The following is a 20,186-nucleotide window of genomic DNA, read 5'->3' as shown; positions in this document are numbered from 1 at the left end:
CCCTGGCATATCAGCAACCCGCGCCGACCACCGATAAACCCGGGCGTGTCGTACCGGGCCGGTCGGGCGTGCTGTTCGCCGGCGTACTGGCCGTCCTGCTCGCGATGGGGTGGGCGGCCAATCACTTCGCCGCGCTCATACCGGCCATCAGTGACCGCCAGCACCTCACGGTGGCCGCCCTCGACACCATGTTCGGAATCTATGCGCTGGGACTGCTGCCGGGCCTGCTGTTGGGCGGACGGGCATCGGACGCGTTCGGACGTCCGTCGGTGGCACTGACGGGCTCAGGCACGGCGCTGGCCGGAACTTTCATCATGTTCCTGTCGCAGCAGTCGGAGGCATTGTTGGCCGGACGTCTGATCGTCGGGTTCGGGGTGGGCCTTGCCGTCAGCTCCTGCACGGCATGGGCATCGGACCTCAAGGGACCCGCGGGCGCGGCGCTGGCCGGCACGGTGCTGATCGCCGGTTTCGCTCTGGGGCCTTTCGCTTCGGGATTGATCGCGTCATTCGGGCAAGCCGGCATTCCGGCGTCGTTCGGGATCGCCGCCGCCCTGATCGCGGTCGCGATGATCGGAGCAGGGGTAGGCCTTCGCGGGACCCCTTCGACGGCTCCGGCGCCGGAGCAGACCGAGGCTGCCGGAGGCAGCACGCGGCGGGCGTTGAGCTGGGCGATGCCGTTGGCGCCCTGGGTGTTCATCTCGGCCACACTGGCTTTCGTCACGATCCCTACCCGGGTCCACACCGGGCTCGCCGCTCCGTTGGCCGCCGGGACCGCGGCCCTGATCACCAACGGTGCCAGCGGCGTCAGCCAAGTCGTCGCCCGGGCGCGTAACTGGGGCCCGCAGACCGGCACCGTCGGCGCGCTGCTGGCGACAGTCGGCTACGTCGTCATCGCGGCGACTCCCACCGACATCCCGCTCGGTTTGGGTCTGGCGGTGGTGGTGCTGCTCGGCTGTGCATCCGGCCTCTGCCTGCGCGAGGGTTTGATCGATTTGGAAGCCGCTGCGCCGCAACGCATCCGGGGCACGCTCACCGGGGTGTTCTACTCGGTCACCTACCTTGGTTTCGCGCTGCCGTTGTTGCTGACCATGCTCGGGCCAGGCCGGGAATCGACGATGATTTTCGTGTCACTGGCCGGATTGGCGGCGGCCGCCGCGATCGGCCGGGCCGTGCGGCTGCGGGGAGACGCGCACCGGCAGCAGAGCTTGCCAGCCTGATCTTGACACTTATTGCGCCGCAATAGTTTTCGGCGGGGCCAGGAACCCGGTCTGGGCGATGGCAACCGATACACAGTTGCCGATCGGACCGTCGGGGTCGACCAGCGCCGCCGAGCCGGTGGCCACTCCGTCGTCGCTGTAGTGGGTCAGCGAGGCCAAGCCGAGGTGGGGCCCTTCCGGCAGCCTGCTGAGCGTGAGCGTGTAGTCGACGTTGATGAACTGCAGCCCGCGGGCTCCCCAGTTGGCGATCGACGCCGTGATGTCGCCGGCCATCGCCGCGCGGGTGAAGGCGGTCATCGGTTCGGCATCGACCAGCGGGCGCGTCTCCTGCAGCCACGTGTACTTCTGGCCCGGTGTTTCCGCCCACTCGGGATCGGGGTTCTGGATATCCGCGCCCCAGCCGTAAGTCCGGATGAACAGCGACTCGACGGCGCCCTGCTCGGCCGGGAGTGGCGGCATGGGGATGGGTTGAGACCATACGTGTCCGTCGGGCTGCGGGCCGCGCCGCAGAAACAGCACACTGGCCTGCGCGACCGGGTTGCCGTTCTGGACGAGTTCGGCCTCCACCAGACGCAGGCGCCGGCGGTCCTGCCGCACCCGGGTGTGCACCTCGACCGGTTCCAGGGCGGTCGGGCGGGGCAGGTCGATGGTCAGACGCGCCGGTTGAAATTGCGGGTCGTCCACCAGCTGTTCGGCCGCCCAACCGAGCAGGCCGCCGACCACGTGGCCGCTCAACGAAGGCCCCCACCCGCCCCGCGCGATTTCGGTTGGTAGAAAACGGTTCTGGTCGCGCAGGAAGTAGGGCAGCTGCGATACCGCGGCATCGTCGTCGAAGTTGCCTTGCACCCCGTGTTTCTACCGCACCCTGGCGCCGGCTCTGGTGCGGGCCACCGCGGACCGGATTTCGGCGACACGATCGGCGCTCACACCCCAGGGCTGGTCGACACCGACCCGCTCGTCGAGATCCCACAGCACACACTGTTCGCCGGGCTCGGCGACCAACTCCCAGGCGATGATCGTCCTGCGCAGCTGCTCGGCCGCCGAGTCACTGCTTGCGTCAGCGGGCGCGCCGCCTTCGGGGTGGTGGTGCAGGAACCTCCCGTAGGCCCGGTCGCAGAACGCCGCATACCGCGCGGTGCACAGGATCAGCCCATGCCAGGCCTCATCGACCGCGCGCGACGGCATACCTATCACCTGGTCGTCCGGTAGGGCGGCCGCGCAACAGCGCAGCCACTGCCGCAGGCCGGTCTCCACCAGCGCGCGCGGCTGCCACGGGCAGGTCTTGAACACGGCCGGAGGAAGTTCGAGCCCGGCCACCGCGACGCGCGCCCGACCATAGCGATTGGGTCGTCGGCCCCACACGCCCCTCACTGTAAGGGGCGCCGGAAATTGCCGCGGATTACCTGGGGAATCCTCGCGTAGCCTTTGCGCATGAACAGCGGAGTCGCGTTGCTGATCGCGTTGGGCGGCATCAGCGTGGCGTGGCTTGTCGCATTCGCCATCCGCCGGCCGGACTTCGGGCGGGGGCGAGGTTCCAACAACGGCATCTGGGGATCCGGATCGGGATCCGACGGCGGCTCGAGCGGCTGCGGCGGAGGCAGCAGCTGCAGCTCCAGCGGCTGCAGTGGTGGCTCCAGCGGTTGTGGCGGCGGGTCCAGCGGCTGCGGCGGCGGCAGCGGCTGTGGCGGCGGAGGCTGCGGCGGCAGCAACTGACGCTACCGCCACGCGAACGTCGGTTGCTCCAGCTCATCGACCCGATCGTGGCGACCTTCCAATCCCAGCCACCGCAGCTGTAGCAGCACCGCACCCGTCGGCGCGTGGATCAGGTCGTTGCCCAACGGGATCTGCACCACCGGACGGGGACTTTCCTCGATGCTGATGTAGCGCGGCGAATCCGCGCGTTGCAGCTGGTGCAGCCCCACCCGGTAGACGGCCAGCACTTCATCGGGAGCCGGGCGCAGCTCCAGCCGGCCGCCGCCCCAGATGACGACCGGCGTGATGACGTATCCCGACCGGGTCGGGTAGTCGTCGAGCAGGCCCAACACCGTCGACTCCGGCAGCCGGACACCGACCTCTTCGTCCAATTCCCGCAGCGCGGCCTCGATCACCGTTTCACCCGGGTCCAGCCGGCCACCGGGCAGCGCCCACTGGGCGGCGTGCGTCCGCAGCCGAGACGCCCTACGGCACAACAGAAATGCCGCTCCTCCGGCGACGTCGATCATGTGACCGTCGAGCCTCTCGTCCGGCAGGGGGCGGCCGTCCAGCCATTCCTCCAACGGCGCGGGGTCCACGCGGTCTTCGCCGCTCTCGGAGTCCACGAGGACCACCGCAACCGCCGCATGCCGCTTCGTCGGGTCCGTGACGGTACGGCGTTCATGGACCGCCAACCGCGCCCGGATCTGTTCGCGCAGGACGTCGTCGTAGGTGATGGTCACCGTTCGACCATATGCCCGTGGTTTCACCCGGTCGGGTGACGATTTCGTCAGAAAATATTGACGGGACGCGTGCAGTATGTGACGATTTCGTCAAGAGTTGCCCCGCGTCGTTCCGAGGAGGCCTTTTCATGGGTCCAGCTGCGGACGGCGTGGCCGTCGACCGCGCGAACATCTACGCCACCGACGCCCTGCTGAACCCCTACCCGCACTATCGGCGACTGCGCCGGGCCGGATCGGTGGTGTGGCTGCGCCGGCACCGGGTGTACGCGCTGCCGCGGTATGCGGAATGCAAGGCCACGCTGCGCAACGACGGGCTGTTCATCTCGGGCAACGGAGTCGCGCTGAACCCGTTGAGCAATCGACTGTCCCGCGGCACCACCCTCAACAGCGACGGGGCCGAACACGATCACCGCCGCAAGTTGCTTGCGCACCGGCTGCTGCCGCGGGCGCTGCGCTCGGTCGGGGAATCGATCGACGAACAGGCCGATGCCGTCGTCGAAGCCGCGGTACGCCGAGGCGCCGTCGACGCGGTCGCCGACCTCGCCACCGCGCTGCCGCTGGCGATCGTTCCCGATCTCGTCGGATGGCCGCGCGACGAGCGTGAGCATCTCATCGCCTGGGGTGGCGCCACCTTCGACATCCTTGGTCCGTTGAATTGGCAAGCGGTGAAAGCGATTCCGCGCAGTCTGCAGATGCTGATGTTCGCGCGCCGGGTAGTGCGCAACCGCTCCGTGCTGGAGGGCAGCATGGCGCACGAGTTGCTCCGTGCCGCCGACGACGGCAAACTCACCCATGCGGAATGCCCGAAGCTGATGGTGGACTACATCGCCCCCTCGCTGGACACGACGATCAGCTCCATCTCCAACGCCGTCTACCTACTGGCTACACATCCCGAACAATGGCGCCTACTCAAGGACGACCCCGCTCTGATCCCCAATGCGATCAACGAAGTCATCCGCTACGAATCACCGCTGCGCGCCTTCGCCCGTCAGGTCCGCGACGACACGGAAATCGACGGCACGCCGATTCCCGGCGGTTCCCGGCTGCTGATCCTGTACGCGTCGGCCAACCGGGACGAAGCCGAGTGGGACAGTCCGGATACCTTCGACATCCGCAGGGACGCGAGCCGTCAGATCGGATTCGGCAACGGCACCCATGCGTGCGCCGGCCAGGGTCTCGCCCGCATGGAGACGGCCGCAATCCTGCGGGCCCTGTTGGAACGCGTCGACCGGATCGAAGTGACCGGGCAGCCGACCTGGGCGGTCAATAACATCATCCACCGGCACGAGCACCTGCCGATCAAACTGGTCGCGGCCTGACTTGGGTGTAGTGGCGACCTAGCCGTGCCCGGACCGTGCCGGCCGCCCGGGCTCGCGCGCCGAGCGTGAATCGCACGACGGGACACGCCGATTCAGCGTCGCCGTATTCCCACTCGCGGGCGGCGGCGGAGGCGGGACGTGGCGGCTCAGCGTGACGGCTCAGCGTGACGACGCCCACATAGTTAGGCCACTAACTAATAGGGTACAATCAGAGCGTCGGAGCCAACGACGGCCTCGATTCACGATTGCTCTAGGAGCGACCATGTCCAACGCTCGCCCGAACCTGTGGCAGTACATCGGCTATAGCTACGGGCGCCGTCTGCCCGACTCGATGCGCGACTGGGTGTCCCGCGACCTCGCCGGTCCCGGCGCCATCCGCCGGCACCTGATCCGGATGGCGATTCCCGCGGCCCTCGTGCTGGCCCCGCTCTGGCTGCTGCCGGCATCGCTGTACGTGCACTCGGAGATGACGGCGCCGATCTTCATCTGGGTCCTGCTGATGGCCCTGGCACTGAACAAGGTGTGGCGTCGTCACCGGCTGGCCCAACACGGCCTGGACCCGGGCCTGGTCGACGTCATCAAACGCCAGAAGCAGGCCCACATCCACGACGACTACGCCCGGCGCTACGGCCCTCGTCCGGAAGAGGCGAAGTGGCAGGACAACAGCAGCCCGTTCTGAGCGACGCGACGAAGGAGCGATGACGCCATGCGCACTGAAGCCGCCGCAGATCTCGACCCGCTGTCGTTGGAGCGCCAGGTCTGCTTCGCGCTCGCCGTCACTAACCGGGCCGTGCTCGCGGTATACCGGCCGCTGCTGGAACCGCTCGGTCTTACCCATCCGCAGTATCTGGTCATGCTCGCGTTGTGGGACAACGCGAAAACAAAGCCAGGCGGCAATCCCCTATCGGTCAAAGACATTGCCACGCTGCTGCAGATCGACTCGGCCACCTTGTCGCCGATGCTCAAGCGCCTGGAGTCACAAGGGCTGATCACCCGGACCCGCAGCGCCGCCGACGAGCGGACCACACACATCGCGCCGACTGCGGCGGGCCGCAACCTCCGCCGACAAGCGCTCAAAGTGCCCCCGGCGGTGGTTGAGCGGCTGGGCGTCGATCTCGCCGAGCTCGAGCATCTGCGTGAGGTGCTGACCAAGATCAACGCCGCCGCCGTAGCGGCCGGCGCGCTCGACGTCTAACCAAGACACGTCTAACCAAGACACGCCTAACCAAAAGTTGCGGCAGCACACTGGCTTTCGCGGGTGTGAGAAACACTGACCCGGGTATACCCCGCGCTGTGTCCAAACCCCTCCCAGCCTCCGAGAGCTTGCGCCAGTTGGCCGCGGCACACGGCGTGGCGACCTCCTACCGCAACGAACGCCGGGAGCCGGTCGACGTCGACGCCGACGTCGTGATCCGCGTACTCGGGCTGCTCGACGTCGAGGCCGGCACCGAAGCCGACCGCCGCCGCGAGCTGGCGAAGCTCACCGAGGCCGATCGCGCCGGCGTCCTACCACCTACCGTTGCCGTGCGGGTCGATGGCCGTCCAAGACCGCTGCCGGGCGCCGTCGCGCTGGAAGCCGAGGACGGCGCGCGCATCGACGTGCGCGACGAGCTGCCGGCCGACCTGCCGCTCGGGTGGTACCAGGTCGAAACCCGCGACGGCCAGCGGGCCACGCTAGTAGCTGCGCCCGCACAGGTGCCTTCGACACCCGAGACCTGGGGCTGGATGCTGCAGCTTTACGCGCTGCGCTCGGCACAGTCCTGGGGTATCGGCGACCTGGGGGATCTGCGCGAATTCATCGACTGGACCGCTGCCCAGCACGGGGCCGGCGCCGTGCTGCTCAACCCGCTGCACGCGCCCGGCCCCACCCACCCCGTGCAGCCCTCGCCCTACACCCCGTCGAGCCGGCGCTTCGCCAACCCGCTGGCGCTGCGCGTCGAGGACCTCGACGCCTACCATCGCGCCGACCCGGACATACGCGCCGAAGTGGACGCGCTACGCGTCTCGCCGACCACCGAGCGAATCGACCACGATCTGGTGTGGGCGGCCAAGCGGTCGGCGCTCGAACTGCTGTGGCGGGCCGAGGGCCGGCCGTCGCCGCTGGACCAGTCACCCGGATCCACCGGACTGCGGGACTGGGCCACGTACTGCGCGCTGGCCGAACGGCATGGCGGCCGCTGGAGCCGGTGGCCCGCACCGCTGCGGGATGTCAACGGACCGGCCGTCGCCGCGGCCCGCCGGGAGCTGGCCTCGCGGCTGGGATTCCATGCCTGGGTGCAGCAGCGCTGCGCCGAGCAACTGATCGCCGTGCGGACCACCGCCCGGGAGGCCGGCATGGCGCTCGGGGTGTTGCACGATCTTGCGGTGGGCGTGGACGCGGACGGCGCCGACGCCTGGGCGCTGGCCGACGTACTGGCCACCGGAGTGAGCATCGGGGCGCCCCCGGACAACTTCACCCCGCGCGGCCAGGACTGGGGCTTGCCCCCCTGGCGCCCGGACCGACTGGCCGCGACCGGCTACGGCGCGCTGCGAGATATGTTGCGCGCCGTACTCGTTCACGCCGACGGGCTACGGATCGACCACGTCGCCGGACTGTGGCGGCTGTGGTGGATCCCGCCGGGTGACGGCCCCGACCGCGGCACCTACGTGCACTACGACGCCGACGCGATGCTGGCGGTACTTGCGCTGGAGGCGCACCGCGCGAAGGCCACCGTCGTCGGCGAGGACCTGGGCACCGTTGAACCCGAGGTCACCGAGGCGCTGGCCGACAACGGAATGCTGGGCTGCGCGGTGTCGTGGTTCACCCGCGATCAGTCGGTCGCCGAGGAGCCGTTGCTGGCGCCGTCGAAGTGGCCCGCCCGGGCGGCGGCCAGTCTGTCGACGCACGACCTGCCGACGGCCGCAGGGTTCTTGCGTGCCGAACACGTGCGGGCGCGGGCCGACCTCGGACTGCTCAACGACGTTCCGGCCGAACAGAATTCGGCCGCAAGGGAGCGCGCCGAGTGGCTGGCCCTGCTGCGATCTGAACGGCTGCTGCCCGACGGAGAAGCCGAGCCCGACGACGAGCGCGACCTGCCCAAGATCATCACCGCGATGCACCGGTTGCTGGCGGCCACGCCGAGTCGGCTGAAGTTGATCTCGCCCTACGACGTGCTGGCTGAGGTCCGGCAGCCCAATCTGCCGGGAACGATCGATGAGTACCCGAACTGGCGGCTGCCGCTGCCGGAGACTTTCGAAGAGCTGCAGGCGGATCCGCGGGTCGCGGAGATCACCGCCGTCTTTCGGGAGGCCGACCGGCCCAGGTAAACGGGATGCGGGCTCCGCCCCCAACATCGCGAGGAAGCCGCGCGTCGCCTCGGCCGCTTCAAATCAGTTGTCGGACGCCCGTTGCTGGTCTAGCCGGTCGCGCAGACTCTTCGGGCGGATATCGGGCCAGTTCTGCTCGATGTATTCCAGGCAGTCGGCTCGTGCCGCCTCTCCGTAGACCACCCGCCAGCCGGCGGGGACATCGGCAAAGGTTGGCCACAGGCTGTGCTGTTCTTCGTCGTTGATCAAGACGACGAAGCTGCCGTTCTCGTCGTCAAACGGGTTGACGCTCACGGGTCACCTCCCGATCGATGTGGCTGAGGTAGCGAGCACTTTGTCGAAAGATACCGCCGCCGGTCAGATTATGTCGGATGGGCCACCAAGGTCGGTGCTTTCAACGAAGACCGGGGTCCCGCCGTCAAGGGTGGCTCACGCGTGCCGCAAAACCAGTAGCTCGCCGGTCAGCGTGCCGTCTTCCAGCAGCTGCCCGATCCGTGAACTCTGGCGCTCCGCCAGCTGCCAGGCCTCGGTATGCCCGTGCCGACGGGTCAGCTCGTCCGTCACGGCGTTCATCCGCTCGTTCCATTCCGCCGGAATTGCCGGCAGCTCAGCGGTTCTCAGCCAGTGCTCGACGTGCAGCTCCGATTCGTGCACTAGTTGACGCAACCGGTCCGGGGTCGGGAAGTGGTTACCTTCCAGCTGATCGTCCGCCAGTTCGCGGTGAGCCACGAACGCCAGCAACCCGATTCGCCCGCCGCGACGCACGGTGCGGTGCAACTCGGCAAGCAACGCGAGCTGATCCGGCGTGGTGCACAAGACACCGAGCGACCACGCCGCGTCGCAACTCGCCTCCGCGAGTGGCAATTTCGATCCCACCGCCTGCATCACCGGATAGCCGAACAGCCTTCTTGCAGCGCGGCATGCGCCCGCCTCGGGTTCAACGAGTACCGGCCGCAACTCTTGGCGTTGCGCCGCATACGCGGCCGGCCCTCCGACGCCGGCGCCGCAGTCTAAAAATGTTGCGCCGCTGCCGATTTCCATATGCTCGACGAGCCAGTCCAGCGCGGCCGGGCTGCCGCTTCCCCGGCAGCCTGCCGGCACGTGGTAGTCCGCGCCGAGGTCGGCGGCGACCTGTGCGGTCCATTCCGCGACCGTGTCGAACTCCGCCTGCATCGCCTCGGTCACGCGACCCCCTCCCGGATCAGCCGGCCGACCTCCGCCTTGATCTCGGCGCCGACGCGAGTGCCCGACGCCGATGCCAGGCCGGACACGTTCACCCCTTCGATGCCGTCGATCGACAGCAGTGACTGCGCCTCGCTGACCGCGGCCGAGATCCCGGCCGCGATCGGGTCCGCCGAGCTCAAGACGCGTTCCGTCACGGCCGGATCAAGTTCGAGACCCGGCAGACCCTGCAGTACGGCGGCCGACACGCTGTCGGTGAAAACCGCGACCGCGGCGATCACCGGAATCGACAAACCCTGCGCCCGAGCAGATTTCATGAATTCGGCGATCATGTCGGGAAACGGCACATGGTTGAGCACCGCCAGGGCGGCGCCCGCCCGCTGTTTCTCGACCAGCCGGGCGGGCCGTGCCGCCACCGGCGGAGCCGTGGGCGTCTCCGGCACCGCCGGAACCGCCCCGAGCGACGCGGCCAGGGACACCAACCGCAGCCCATCCAGATCGAAAGTCTGAGTGACGTCCGGGCGCACGTCATAGCCGCGCCCGTCGCCGGTCACACAGAGCACGGTGTCCACGCCGATGGTGCGCAGGCCGCGCAGCTCCTGCTCGAGGACGATCCGGTTGCGATCCCGGCACGACAACGTGATCCAGGGGGCGACACCCGCGTCCAGCAGCAACGATCCCATCAGCGTGGGCGGGAAATCGGGCTTGTTCTGGTGCTCACCCACCAGCACCGCGTCACACGAGGAGGCCAGCACCGCCGCGGTCGCCGCGACGTCATCGCGATCAAAGGGCGCACAGCTGAAATCGGTCAACACCAATGGCACCGGACCCCGCACCATACCTCGCACCGGACCATTCCAGGGCACTATATCGGTGAATGTGCAAGCCCCCGAACGCATCTCGCATTGGCCGTCCGGCCGCACCCCACCGCACGGCCCGTATTCCATCCGTTTCGGGCAACCCGCATCAGGCGCCACCGCAGTTTCGCTCACTGCGACACTCAGTCGCTGTCCAGTGCGCCGCTCACCGGTTGGCCTGCAACATAATCCATCGGCGGGCCGTCCCCGTGGCCCAGGTCGCGGTGCGCCACCGCGGTAGCCAGCACGGTGCCGTTCTGGATGGTACCGATGATGTCCACTTCGTCGTTCACCGCGAATTGGCTGCCCGCCCGGGTGATGACCGCGGTCTGCGGAGTGACCAGGTAGGTACGGATGATCCCATCACGGCCGCGCGCAGTGACCGAACCCGACGACACCGCGATCAGCGTCCCCTCCTGGCTGACGTTCTGGTCAGCAGCCCGCGGCGCCTCGTGCTCCGACCCGACCACGTTCACCACGAATGCGGCCAATGCCGCCGCCACAATCAGCGAACCGAAAACAATGCGCCAGGCCTTCCCGAACACGACCCCTAATACGCTGCCGGACGGTTTGGTATCCCGTGGCTCGCGCAGGTGGTGCCTGGCACTCATGTCGGTCCTCTTCCAGCGGTTTCAGCCGTTGGATTTCGATGCTTGTCGGATCAGGCGGACGCACTCGGAATTACCCGATGGGCTGTGCCGGTAAACCGGCGTGCGCATTTCGGCCCCGATTTCGCCGCGTCTGGCTAACCTGCCGAGGCCGCGGAAATGTCGCTGTTCCCGTCGGCGTTCCCGTCGGCTCGAAGGCGCAATTCCGCGAACGCGGCGACGAACGCATCGGTCACCTCGTGGGTGTCCTTCAGGGTCGCGTCGTCGGCCAGTACCGAGACGCTCAACTGGTCGACGTAACTCCAGACGGTGATGTTCAGGGCCGAGCCGGCGGCAAGCGGTCCGACGGAGTAGAAGTCGGTCACCACTGCCCCGGCGATCCGGCCGCGTTCGCGCGGGCCGGGAACATTGGAGACGATCAGGTTGAACAGCTGGTTGGGCGCCTCGCGCCGCGACATCCACCCGAAGGTGGCGCGGGTGAGCGTCGGCGGGATGAACTCCAGCCAGCGGCCGACCAGGGTCGGTCCCAGCAACTGGTGGTCTTCCTTGGCGATGCGCGTGGAGGTGCGGATCAGGTCCAGGCGGTCCAGCGGATCGCTGACCTGCACGGGCAACGAGACCAGCATGGTGGCCAACGCATTACCCGCGATCCGGTCGGGCGAGGTGTCGGTGGCGGTGGGTATCGACGCGATCAGCGGCCGGTCCGGGGGTTCGCCGTAGTCAAGCAGCAGCCGCCGCAGCGCGCCCGCCGCGATGGTGAGCACCAGATCGTTGATAGTCACTTCCAGTTTTTTGCTGAGCGCTTTGACCTCCGCGAGCGGCAACACACCGCTGGCGAAGGTCCGTCCCGGCGAGAGCTTGTGGTTGAGGAACGTGGGCGGTGGATCGAACCGCGCTGCAAGATCGGGATGCGCCAGACGCTGCCGCGCGCGACGCTGCAACCGGTAAGCGCCGACGACGCCGTCGCGCACCGCCGATGGCAGCGTCCGGACGCGGGCCAGGTGGTCGCGTGCGGCGAAACGCACCACGTCCCGCGTCCTCGGCGCAGCGAAGGCAGCACCCGCCGCGTCCTGAGCATCGGACCACTGCAACGTTCGGGCCATCAAATTCGCCGAGGCGACACCGTCGGCCAGCACGTGATGGATCTTGCCGATCACCGCGATGCGCTGATCGCTGAGCCCTTCGGCGAAATAGAACTGCCATAGCGGGCGGCCGCGGTCCAGCGGCGTGCTGGCCACGCGCCCGATGACCGCGTCGAGTTCCCGTCGTCCGCCGGGCGCGGGAACCTCTACCCGCTGCAGGTGATAGTCAAGATCGAGTTCGGCGTCCTCATGCCAGACCGGGCGGTGCAGATGCCACGGCGTCGTCACCAGTTGGTAGTGCATCGGTTCGAGCACCGGAAGCCGGGCACGGAACACCTCGCGGAACGCGTCGAAGGTCGGCGCGCCCTCGAAGCCGCTGGTGTCGACGACCGCGATCTTCAGAGTGTGCTGATGCACGTTGGGCGTCTCGCTGGCCAGCATCAGCACATCCCAACCGCTCAGTCGCTTCACCGGGCCGCCTTCCTTATCGGGCCGCCCGGGTGGCGCACTCGGGTGTCGGGAGCCGGTGGTGGACCGATTCGATCGCCCGCGCGAGCCCGGGGACGAACGCGGCCGGCTGCAGTGTGCACCCGGCGTGGCCGGCGTCGACCGGGACCATCTCGGCACCCGGAATGCGCTGCGCCAGCCACTTCTGCCGCTGCACGCCGAAGGCACGGTCTTTCATCGTCACCACGACCGCCGTCGGGACGTCGATGTCGCCGACCCAGGTGGTCGAGTCGAAACGGACCACCTCGGCGATCGCGCGGGTGATACCACCCGGCGATGTGGCGCGAGCTTGATTGAGCACCCACTGGTAGTCGGCGAAGCGCCCGGTGGGCACCGCACCAGCCGGCCCGCCGGCACGCGGTGCGGGAGTCAAAGTTTCGATGAGGGCCGCGAACAGCCCGGTGGCCACGCGCTCGTAGCGGGCCCGGCTCACCGCCGCGGTCGCGGCGCACAGCACCAGCCCGTCGACACGCTCGCGGTGGCGCCGCCACACCAGCTGCGCGATCAGCGATCCCATCGAGTAGCCGACCGGCACGAAGCTGGGAATGTCGAGTACGTCGGCCAGCGCCGCCACGTCGTCCGCGCAGTCTTCGAACAGCATCCGGGGCGGCGAGATCCCCTGGCCGTGGCATCGCTGATCGAAAATCACCACCCGGCCGAACTCGCGCACCACGTCCAGCGCGGGGTACCACGTCATCAGGCCGGTGCAGGCCAGGGAGTGCAGCAGGATGTAGGTCGGCCCGTCGCTGGGACCGGAGTCGAGAACGTACGTGCTGCCCCGCCCGGGGAGGTCCACGACGACCCCATCCGGCAGCTGTGCAACGGGAGCCAGCGCGGGCACCTTGGGCAGCCGCGGCAGTGGAATCCCTCGTGGACGGACGCTGACGATGGGGGATATTAGAACAGCTGCCGCCGTCACAGCCAACCGGAATATCCGGACGGGTTCCCGTCGTTACTGAATTCGACGGTGCCGGATACTTCCCCCGGGTACCACACCAGAATCGTCGCTTCGAGCGACCACTTGCCGAGAGGCGCGAAACCGGCACCGTCGCTCAGCTCACTCCAGTACGAAGACCGGGATCTGCCTGCTGGTTTTCGTCTGGTATTCGGCGTACGGCGGGTAAGCCTCGACCGCGCGGCGCCACCACTCCTCGCGCTCGGCGCCCTCGAGTTCGCGCGCGGTGAGGTTGTGTACCTGCTTGCCGTCCTGCACGGTGAGCGCGGGATTCGCCTTGACGTTGTGGTACCAGGCCGGGTGCTCGGGCGCGCCGCCCTTCGACGCGACGATCGCGTAGCGGCCGTCGTGTTCGACCCGCATCAGGGGTACGTAGCGCTTCTTACCGGATTTCGCGCCGGTCATGGTCAGCAGGACGACGGGTTTGTCGAAGATCTCGACCCCGTCGGTGGTGCCCTGCCTCAGAATCCGCTCGGTCTGCTCGCGTACCCAATCCGTGGGGCTCAGTTCAACGTTTTCAGCCATAACCGTTTCTAACGCATCGGTGCGGTTTGTCCATTCCGCACCCCGAACCAGGTGGTCAGCGCCTCCGTCAGGCCGGGGTGTGGGGGCTCCCCCGCCCACGCGACATGTCCATCCGGCCGGATCAGTACCGCGCCCGGGACGGCCACCGCGCCGAGCACCGGAAGCTCGCACGCGTCATCGAGTTTCGCATCCACCACCTGCACCCGGTCGGCCCAGCCGGTGATGTCGACGCCGCCGGGTTCGCCGAGATTGAGCAGCACCGGCCGGGCCCGGTGCAGCAGTTCATACACCCGCCGGCCGGTGCCCACCAGATCGAGATCCGGCATCCGTCTCCCCACCAGGGGGTGCCCGTCACCGAGCTCGTATCGGATGTCCAGACCAGACATCATGGCGCCGAATCGTTTCCGGGGCTCCTGCATGCCGAGCAGTTCGGCGGTCGTATCCCGCAACGCGTTGGTGCGGTCATCCTGGTGCAGCAACGCCATCTGGGCCATCGCATTACGCAACACGCGCGCGGCCACCGGATGGCGTTCGTCCTGGTAAGTGTCGAGCAGCCGGTCGGGCGCCGTCCCGTTGACCGCCATCCCGTTGACCACCATGGCGAGCTTCCATCCCAGGTTCACCGCGTCCTGCATGCCGGTGTTGAGCCCCTGGCCACCGATGGGGTGGTGCACGTGGGCGGCGTCGCCGGCCAGGAACACCCGGCCCTGCCGGTACACCGCCGCTTGGCGGGCCGCGTCCGTGAACCGGGAAATCCAAGTGGGACTGTGGATTCCGTAGTCCGTCTGATAAACGTCGATCATCGCACGACTCAGGTCGCGCACGCTGGGTTCGCCCGCCGCCCCCAAGCTCTCCTCGGTCACCATCACCCTGACCGGTCCGCGGTCGCCGGTCCTGCTGAGCGCGTGCACACCCAGGCTGTCGTGCCGGATGCCCCACTCCGGTTCTCCTGCATCCGAATCGATTTCGACCTCGGCCAGCAGATAGCTCGCGGTGGGGTCCCAACCCTCGAAGGGGATGTCGGCCGCCTTCCGGACCGCGCTGCGTCCGCCGTCACACCCCACCAGAAACTCGGCCCCCAGCAACCCCCCGTCGGCGAGCTGGACATGCACGCCGGTGTCGCTCTGGGTGACACTGGTCACCTCTCGACCGCGATGGACGCGGACCGCGAGCTCATCCACCCACTCGCCCAATAGTCGCTCGATATGGCTCTGCCACAACGCAAGTCCGTAGGGGTGCCGGGTGGGGAAATCGCTGATGTCCAGACGGATCTGCGCGAAGCCGGCCAACTGGGCCACTTCACCCTGCTCGATGAACCGGTCAGCGACCCCGCGCTGGTCGAGGATCTCGATGGTGCGGGAATGCAGACCGCCCGCACGTGCACCGATCAGGGCCTGGTCAGCGCGACGTTCGACGACGGCGACATCGATTCCGGCCAAAGCCAATTCGGCTGACAGCATCAACCCGGTCGGGCCGGCGCCCACTACTACGACCGCATGCTCAGTTCTCACACTTCCCCCGTTTCGCTGAGTTCTGGCTTAGCTCAGCGATTTTGCAGCACGACCCCGGCCTTGCCGCAAGCCCCCCAGTCGGATATAGGTTGAAGGTGAGGGGAGTTAGCGCGCGACTGAAACAGACAGCGGTACATCGAGCTGATAAGCGCAAGCCATCTGTTCGCAGACGAGTGTCGCCACCGCATCGCGCTCGCCGGACGTCACCTCGAACACCAACCGGTCATCGACCTGCGCCACCATCCGCGAGGCCAACCCGGCGGCCTTGATGGCCCGGCCGACGTTGACCATGGCCGCTTTAACGACATCGGCCACCCCGCCCTGCAGCACCGTGGCGCACCCGGCCCGCTGAGCGGCGTCGCGCAACACCGGGTCGGGACTGTTCAGGTCCGGCAGATACCTGCGGCGACCCGACAGGGTTGCCGCATAACCCAGTTCGTGGGCATCGTCGACAACCCCGGCCAGCCGGGTGCGTACCAGGTCGGAAAGGTGCTGAGCGGCAACTTCTTTGGCGTCACCGCGCGAGATCTTCAGCGCGGCCGCCAGTTCGCCGGCGGTCCATCCGTAAGCGAGCGCACGGGACACCGTCCGGGCCGGGTACGGGTCGGCCGCAGCAGCATCGAGCACCCCGATATCGCCGGACAGGTGCGCCAACAGTCGTATCTCCAGCGCGTCGTAACGGGCGGTCAGCAACCCGGCGTAGCCGGCGCCGGCCCTGAACCCCGCGCTGACGCCGCGCAGGTTCGGACCAGAAGCTGACAGAGCTCCGGTGGCCGAGATGGTCTGGTGGTACGTGGGATGGACCCGCCCGTCCGGCGTGACCCCAGGATCCCTGGGGTCCGCGGGATCCACGGCGACGCCCACGGTCTCCAGGTCGGCCAGTACCCGCTGCACCGGCAACTCCAGCCGCTCCATCAGCGACGAGGAATCGATGCGGGCCAACTCTTCGTCGAGCAAGTCGGCAAGATCGAGCACCGCGCACGCCCGCAGGATCAGCGCGCGCACGGCGCGCTCGTCGGGATGTGACGAAAACAGTTGCAGCTCTAAGGTTTCGTCGGGCAGCGCGCAGCGCATGTGATCAATCAAGAGGTCGTTGAGCCCGGGGCCGCCCCGCACCGCGAGCCGCCCGGGACGCAGCAGGTGCGCCGCCAGCGCGGTATCGGAGGTGACACCATGCAGCGTCCAGCCACAGTTCCGCAGCGCATGCATCGTCCACTTGCCGCGGTGCACCGCCTTGGGCGGACCCGGGTCGGCGAGCCACGATGCCAACGCCGCCTCGTCGTCATCGGTCAACGCCGCGAGGTCGAGGTAGCGGCCGTCCCCGTCGGCCGCGACGATTGCCAGGGCAACGGCTCTGGACCGGTAGCCCTCGTCGCTACCGGCGACCGCCAACCCGAACCGGTTGCCGAGGCTGTTCTCCGCCAGCCAGGGCGCGAGCTCACCGTTCCGCGATATCCGTCCGCGCACGTCGAAGCTCACGCCGTTCATCTTTGGCCATGATTCGCCGACCGGCATCGCGGGGTACCCGTAGGTAGTCTCGCCACTGCACCGACAACGAAAGATCCAAGACTATGCAGGCAACGGTCACCCCCGAGGCCGAGAACGCCATCACCGACATCGCGCAGCGCCACGGGCTGTCCCGCGATGCTGTTCTGGCCATGCTGTTCGCCATCCACGCCGGCGGCGGCACCATGGCCCAGTTCTCCATTCCCGAACTCGGCGGCTCCGGCCAATGGATGCGGGGCGGCATGACGATGGTCGGCAACATGTTCGACAACGCGTTGAAGGCCCGCGTCGACGCGCTGTGCGGCGAGCTGGCACAGCTGCTCGCCTCCACCACGGTGTTTCGCTCCACTGCCACGCCGGCCACCGCCACCCAGTCCCAGGGCGGCTTCACCGCGGCCAACTGGTGGCCGGCGGACCTGGGCGTGCCCACCTCGTCCGGTGGGCAGAACAGCGTGCGCTACGCGATCTTCCCGGCCACCCGGCGGTTGGCGATCCACGTCAACGGCGTCACGAAGGTGTTCGACACCGACGAACACCAGATCACCGGTGTGCAACAGCAGCAGGGTGGCGGATACGGGTCGGTGAATTTCACCAGCCAGCTGGGCACCTTCGACGTGTCCAGCCTGACCGAGCTCGGGGCCCAACAGGTGGCCGAGACGCCGACGTCCGCACCGGCCCCGCAGCACCAGGCCGGCGACCCGGGGGCCGTCGTCGCAGCCATCGAGTCTCTGGCCGGGCTGCACGAGCGCGGCATCATCTCCGATGAGGAGTTCGCCACGAAGAAGGCCGAACTGCTCAGCCGGCTCTGAGCTTGGTCAGGACGGCGGCCGCGGCGGAAACTCCGCGCGGCCCTTGATGGCGTCTCGGTAGGCGTAAACCCGGTTGGGTATCGTCCCGAGCACCGCGATGGTGTGGCCGCCGCGCCCGTAGGCTGTGACGAACTCCCATCGGTTCGGGTCGCCTTCGACGAGTTGTACCGCGTCGTAATCGGTTGGCACACCTAGCATCTGAACTTTGACGTCGTACTGATCCGACCAGAAGTAGGGCACTTCGTCGTGCGGCTGGGCGCGGTCGGGACCGGCCAGCAGGGTGCGCGCGGCGGCGGCGCCCTGACGCCCGGCGTCCTCCCAGTGCTCGGTTCGCAGGTGCCGCTCGTACAGCGGATGCCACCAGCGCGCGACATCCCCGGCCGCCACGACATCGGTACCGCCTTCGGCTCGGCCGGTGGCGTCACAGACCACCCCGTCATCCACCCGCAATCCCGAATCTTGCAACCACTCGGTGGCCGGCGTCACGCCCAGCCCGACGATGACGAGGTCGGCGGGAACCTGCGAACCGTCGGTGAGCCGGACCGCCTTGACATGTCCGTTGCCGACGATCTCCTCGACGCCGACACCGACCCGCAGGTCGACACCGTGCTCGCGGTGCAGGGTGGCCCAGCACGGCGCTATCTCCTGTCCCAGGGCCGTGGCCAGCGGGTTGACCGACTTTTCGATCAGCGCCACGTCCAGCCCGAGCGACCGGCAGGTCGCCGCGACCTCGGCACCGATGAAGCCGCCGCCGACCACCACGATCCGGGGGCGGGTGCCGAGCCGTTCCCGGATCGCCAGACAATCCTCGACCGTGCGGAGCAGCATCACCCCGTCGGGGACCGGACCGCCGGGCCACGGGCGCGGGACCGCACCACTGGCGATGACCAGTCCGTCGAACCGCAGCGACCGGTCCCGGCCGTCATCGCGCAACTGAACGGTTCGTGCCGAGACGTCGAGCCCGACGGCCGACGCCCCGCGCAGCACACGGGCGTCGACGTCGAACTGCGGGGCGATGTCGATGCCCGCGCGATGCACGTTGCCGGTGAGAAATTTCTTCGACAGCGGCGGCCGATGATAGGGGGCGTGGCGTTCGCCGCCCACGATGGTGAGTTCACCCTCGTAGCCCTGCTGCCGGAGTGTTTCGGCCGCCCGTGTCCCCGCTATGCCGGCGCCGATCACGACCACCTGATCGAGCATCTCCTCAGTCCTTCACGAGGATCGCCTGGGTGGGGCACGACACTTCGGCCCCCTTCAACTGCTGACGCAACTGCTCCGGCGGCTGCTCCTGCAGCACGTGCAGTCCGTCTTCCCGCACGTCGAAAACCTCATGGCAGATGCTCATGCACACGCCGTTTCCGTCGCAGGTGTCCAGGTCGACCTGAACCTTCATCGAACGTCGACCCTTTCCGCTTGGGCTCGGGCCCGCTCCCGGGCGGCCTTGGCGACCGGCGAGTACTCCAGGTATTCGATCGCCATCTCGGTGGACGCCTCGTCATTCGGGTGGTGGCCGGGCCGCAGGTACCTCGCGGGCGCCGTCACGAAGAGCTGCCACGGACCCGGCAGCCGGTCGTCCCGCGCCGCCCGCAACCAGTCCCGCAGACGCCATTTGGTGTCGATGGTCGGGTCGTGGGCCATCAGGTAGCGGGCTCCCGCGATCCACCACCCGATGAACAGCGGGGCCGTCATCAACATGGAGAACGCCCGGATGGCGTAGCTGCCGCAGACGTGCTGGTAGACGTCGTACACGAGGGAGCGGTGCTCGACCTCTTCGGCGCCGTGCCAGCGCAGCAGGTCCAGCATCATCGGGTCCGCGTCCGCATAATCCAGCCCGCGGTTGCTCAAGACCCACTGGCCCATGATCGCGGTGAAGTGCTCGAGCGCGGCGACATCGGCCAGTCGTCGGTACAACCACCAGCGCCGCAGCGCCCGCGGAAAGAATTTCGGCGGATCGCCCAGGGAGACCGACAGCGTCTTGCCCAGCCGGTCGGTGTACGGCTTGGTGTCGATACCCTGCTCGGCCAGATGATCGAGCACCACCTGGTGCGCCCAGGCATGCCAGGATTCCTGCTGGATGAACGGCTTGATCGCCGCTTCCAATTCGGGGTCATCGACCAGCGACGACGCCTCCAGGACGGCTTTGATGAAGTGACGTTCGCCCTCGGGCAGCAACAGGTGCAGGACGTTGATCATGTGCGTCGAGAACGGGTCGTCGGGCACCCAGTGCAGCGGTGTGTCCGACCAGTCGAAGCGGACCATCCGTCGATACTTCGGGTGACCCTCCTGATGTAACGCGACCTCCGGCATCATAAGCTCCTCCCTGCGACCGGCCGCGGGAAGCGGCGGTCGTTCTTCTGTCCATCTGGC

General features: G+C 68.2%; 22 protein-coding genes and 1 pseudogene. 7 read left to right on the top strand and 16 right to left on the bottom strand.

Annotated elements, in window-relative coordinates; genetic code table 11:
• Nucleotides 1-104 precede the first annotated feature (104 nt).
• On the top strand, nucleotides 105-1,217 hold the full coding sequence (locus tag C0J29_RS00895; RefSeq protein WP_231513266.1) for an MFS transporter: 1,113 nt from the start codon (nucleotides 105-107) through the stop codon (nucleotides 1,215-1,217).
• 9 nt (nucleotides 1,218-1,226) lie between these two features.
• Here the strand turns inward: C0J29_RS00895 and C0J29_RS00890 are convergent, their stop codons facing one another.
• Both C0J29_RS00890 and C0J29_RS00885 read right to left on the bottom strand, forming a co-directional pair.
• Complete coding sequence (locus C0J29_RS00890; protein WP_120794462.1) at nucleotides 1,227-2,012, bottom strand: acyl-CoA thioesterase domain-containing protein; 786 nt, start codon at nucleotides 2,010-2,012, stop codon at nucleotides 1,227-1,229.
• Nucleotides 2,013-2,072: 60 nt separating this feature from the next.
• Nucleotides 2,073-2,588: a glycine-rich domain-containing protein gene (locus tag C0J29_RS00885; protein WP_370530887.1), complete on the bottom strand. Its 516-nt coding sequence runs from the start codon at nucleotides 2,586-2,588 to the stop codon at nucleotides 2,073-2,075.
• A gap of 60 nt (nucleotides 2,589-2,648) precedes the next feature.
• Here C0J29_RS00885 and C0J29_RS33260 point away from each other — a divergent pair, with 60 nt between their 5' ends.
• Nucleotides 2,649-2,930, top strand: coding sequence for a hypothetical protein (locus tag C0J29_RS33260; protein ID WP_082978129.1), 282 nt, complete (start codon nucleotides 2,649-2,651; stop codon nucleotides 2,928-2,930).
• A gap of 2 nt (nucleotides 2,931-2,932) precedes the next feature.
• On the opposite strand, the gene C0J29_RS00875 is transcribed toward C0J29_RS33260, so the two are convergent.
• A complete protein-coding gene (locus C0J29_RS00875) occupies nucleotides 2,933-3,652 on the bottom strand; it encodes an NUDIX hydrolase (protein ID WP_065161541.1) in 720 nt (239 codons plus the stop codon).
• 128 nt (nucleotides 3,653-3,780) lie between these two features.
• On the opposite strand from C0J29_RS00875, the gene C0J29_RS00870 reads away from it, so the two are divergent.
• The 4 genes from C0J29_RS00870 to malQ all read left to right on the top strand — a co-directional run bounded on the left by C0J29_RS00870 (nucleotide 3,781) and on the right by malQ (nucleotide 8,277).
• Nucleotides 3,781-4,971, top strand: a complete 1,191-nt coding sequence (locus C0J29_RS00870; protein ID WP_120791238.1) for a cytochrome P450 — start codon at nucleotides 3,781-3,783, stop codon at nucleotides 4,969-4,971.
• A 262-nt stretch (nucleotides 4,972-5,233) separates the two neighbouring features.
• The gene (locus C0J29_RS00865; protein ID WP_065045969.1) at nucleotides 5,234-5,650 is read left to right on the top strand and encodes a DUF5313 domain-containing protein; all 417 of its coding nucleotides are present in this window, start codon (nucleotides 5,234-5,236) and stop codon (nucleotides 5,648-5,650) included.
• 27 nt (nucleotides 5,651-5,677) lie between these two features.
• Entirely contained in the window at nucleotides 5,678-6,166 is a 489-nt protein-coding gene (locus C0J29_RS00860; RefSeq protein ID WP_120791237.1) for a MarR family winged helix-turn-helix transcriptional regulator, read from the top strand.
• 98 nt (nucleotides 6,167-6,264) lie between these two features.
• Nucleotides 6,265-8,277, top strand: coding sequence for a 4-alpha-glucanotransferase (gene malQ / locus C0J29_RS00855; protein ID WP_120791236.1), 2,013 nt, complete (start codon nucleotides 6,265-6,267; stop codon nucleotides 8,275-8,277).
• Between the two features lie 63 nt (nucleotides 8,278-8,340).
• Here the strand turns inward: malQ and C0J29_RS00850 are convergent, their stop codons facing one another.
• The 10 genes and pseudogenes from C0J29_RS00850 to C0J29_RS34945 form a co-directional block, all read right to left on the bottom strand.
• On the bottom strand, nucleotides 8,341-8,571 hold the full coding sequence (locus C0J29_RS00850) for an MbtH family protein (protein ID WP_065045972.1): 231 nt from the start codon (nucleotides 8,569-8,571) through the stop codon (nucleotides 8,341-8,343).
• Nucleotides 8,572-8,706: 135 nt separating this feature from the next.
• Nucleotides 8,707-9,462: a class I SAM-dependent methyltransferase gene (locus tag C0J29_RS00845; RefSeq protein WP_242460590.1), complete on the bottom strand. Its 756-nt coding sequence runs from the start codon at nucleotides 9,460-9,462 to the stop codon at nucleotides 8,707-8,709.
• Nucleotides 9,459-10,436: a methylenetetrahydrofolate reductase C-terminal domain-containing protein gene (locus tag C0J29_RS00840; RefSeq protein WP_277950756.1), complete on the bottom strand. Its 978-nt coding sequence runs from the start codon at nucleotides 10,434-10,436 to the stop codon at nucleotides 9,459-9,461. The genes C0J29_RS00845 and C0J29_RS00840 overlap by 4 nt, the downstream gene beginning before the upstream one ends.
• 23 nt (nucleotides 10,437-10,459) lie before the next feature.
• Nucleotides 10,460-10,927 (bottom strand): hypothetical protein, encoded by a 468-nt coding sequence (locus C0J29_RS00835; RefSeq protein ID WP_120791234.1) that lies wholly within the window; start codon nucleotides 10,925-10,927, stop codon nucleotides 10,460-10,462.
• A gap of 134 nt (nucleotides 10,928-11,061) precedes the next feature.
• On the bottom strand, nucleotides 11,062-12,477 hold the full coding sequence (locus C0J29_RS00830; RefSeq protein WP_120791233.1) for a WS/DGAT/MGAT family O-acyltransferase: 1,416 nt from the start codon (nucleotides 12,475-12,477) through the stop codon (nucleotides 11,062-11,064).
• Nucleotides 12,478-12,490: 13 nt separating this feature from the next.
• Nucleotides 12,491-13,309, bottom strand: a complete 819-nt coding sequence (locus C0J29_RS00825) for an alpha/beta fold hydrolase (RefSeq protein WP_242460589.1) — start codon at nucleotides 13,307-13,309, stop codon at nucleotides 12,491-12,493.
• 261 nt (nucleotides 13,310-13,570) lie between these two features.
• Nucleotides 13,571-13,993 carry a nitroreductase family deazaflavin-dependent oxidoreductase gene (locus C0J29_RS00820; protein WP_120791232.1) on the bottom strand — a complete coding sequence of 141 codons (423 nt, stop codon included), beginning with the start codon at nucleotides 13,991-13,993 and terminating at the stop codon, nucleotides 13,571-13,573.
• Between the two features lie 8 nt (nucleotides 13,994-14,001).
• Nucleotides 14,002-15,504: an FAD-dependent monooxygenase gene (locus C0J29_RS00815; protein ID WP_277950731.1), complete on the bottom strand. Its 1,503-nt coding sequence runs from the start codon at nucleotides 15,502-15,504 to the stop codon at nucleotides 14,002-14,004.
• 105 nt (nucleotides 15,505-15,609) lie between these two features.
• Nucleotides 15,610-16,356: a DNA polymerase gene (locus tag C0J29_RS34950; RefSeq protein ID WP_443094024.1), complete on the bottom strand. Its 747-nt coding sequence runs from the start codon at nucleotides 16,354-16,356 to the stop codon at nucleotides 15,610-15,612.
• Nucleotides 16,351-16,977, bottom strand: a pseudogene (locus tag C0J29_RS34945) (DNA polymerase I); the annotation flags it as partial. The gene C0J29_RS34950 and the pseudogene C0J29_RS34945, both read right to left, overlap by 6 nt.
• Nucleotides 16,978-17,075: 98 nt before the next feature.
• Here C0J29_RS34945 and C0J29_RS00805 point away from each other — a divergent pair.
• On the top strand, nucleotides 17,076-17,819 hold the full coding sequence (locus C0J29_RS00805; protein WP_120791230.1) for an SHOCT domain-containing protein: 744 nt from the start codon (nucleotides 17,076-17,078) through the stop codon (nucleotides 17,817-17,819).
• A gap of 6 nt (nucleotides 17,820-17,825) precedes the next feature.
• Here C0J29_RS00805 and C0J29_RS00800 read toward each other — a convergent pair whose 3' ends face one another.
• From C0J29_RS00800 to C0J29_RS00790, 3 genes are read right to left on the bottom strand one after another with little or no spacing between them, the layout of a single operon-like run.
• Nucleotides 17,826-19,019, bottom strand: coding sequence for an NAD(P)/FAD-dependent oxidoreductase (locus tag C0J29_RS00800; RefSeq protein WP_120791229.1), 1,194 nt, complete (start codon nucleotides 19,017-19,019; stop codon nucleotides 17,826-17,828).
• Nucleotides 19,020-19,023: 4 nt separating this feature from the next.
• Nucleotides 19,024-19,212 carry a ferredoxin gene (locus tag C0J29_RS00795; RefSeq protein ID WP_065161551.1) on the bottom strand — a complete coding sequence of 63 codons (189 nt, stop codon included), beginning with the start codon at nucleotides 19,210-19,212 and terminating at the stop codon, nucleotides 19,024-19,026.
• Entirely contained in the window at nucleotides 19,209-20,126 is a 918-nt protein-coding gene (locus C0J29_RS00790; protein WP_120794458.1) for a metal-dependent hydrolase, read from the bottom strand. The genes C0J29_RS00795 and C0J29_RS00790 overlap by 4 nt, the downstream gene beginning before the upstream one ends.
• Nucleotides 20,127-20,186 lie beyond the last annotated feature (60 nt).

Origin of the sequence: Mycobacterium paragordonae (assembly GCF_003614435.1) — a bacterium.
GTDB lineage: Bacteria > Actinomycetota > Actinomycetes > Mycobacteriales > Mycobacteriaceae > Mycobacterium > Mycobacterium paragordonae.
The sequence above is the reverse complement of the archived record's forward strand: the minus strand, read 5'-3'. Positions and strand labels throughout refer to the sequence as shown.

What these genes read in the sequence shown, in the direction of transcription:
- C0J29_RS00895 (WP_231513266.1), top strand. Translation starts at nt 105, where the DNA reads ATGGGGTGGGCGGCCAATCACTTCGCCGCGCTCATACCGGCCATCAGT.
- C0J29_RS33260 (WP_082978129.1), top strand. Translation starts at nt 2,649, where the DNA reads ATGAACAGCGGAGTCGCGTTGCTGATCGCGTTGGGCGGCATCAGCGTG.
- C0J29_RS00870 (WP_120791238.1), top strand. Translation starts at nt 3,781, where the DNA reads ATGGGTCCAGCTGCGGACGGCGTGGCCGTCGACCGCGCGAACATCTAC.
- C0J29_RS00865 (WP_065045969.1), top strand. Translation starts at nt 5,234, where the DNA reads ATGTCCAACGCTCGCCCGAACCTGTGGCAGTACATCGGCTATAGCTAC.
- C0J29_RS00860 (WP_120791237.1), top strand. Translation starts at nt 5,678, where the DNA reads ATGCGCACTGAAGCCGCCGCAGATCTCGACCCGCTGTCGTTGGAGCGC.
- C0J29_RS00835 (WP_120791234.1), bottom strand. Translation starts at nt 10,927, where the DNA reads ATGAGTGCCAGGCACCACCTGCGCGAGCCACGGGATACCAAACCGTCC.
- C0J29_RS00820 (WP_120791232.1), bottom strand. Translation starts at nt 13,993, where the DNA reads ATGGCTGAAAACGTTGAACTGAGCCCCACGGATTGGGTACGCGAGCAG.
- C0J29_RS00805 (WP_120791230.1), top strand. Translation starts at nt 17,076, where the DNA reads ATGCAGGCAACGGTCACCCCCGAGGCCGAGAACGCCATCACCGACATC.
- C0J29_RS00800 (WP_120791229.1), bottom strand. Translation starts at nt 19,019, where the DNA reads ATGCTCGATCAGGTGGTCGTGATCGGCGCCGGCATAGCGGGGACACGG.
- C0J29_RS00795 (WP_065161551.1), bottom strand. Translation starts at nt 19,212, where the DNA reads ATGAAGGTTCAGGTCGACCTGGACACCTGCGACGGAAACGGCGTGTGC.
- C0J29_RS00790 (WP_120794458.1), bottom strand. Translation starts at nt 20,126, where the DNA reads ATGCCGGAGGTCGCGTTACATCAGGAGGGTCACCCGAAGTATCGACGG.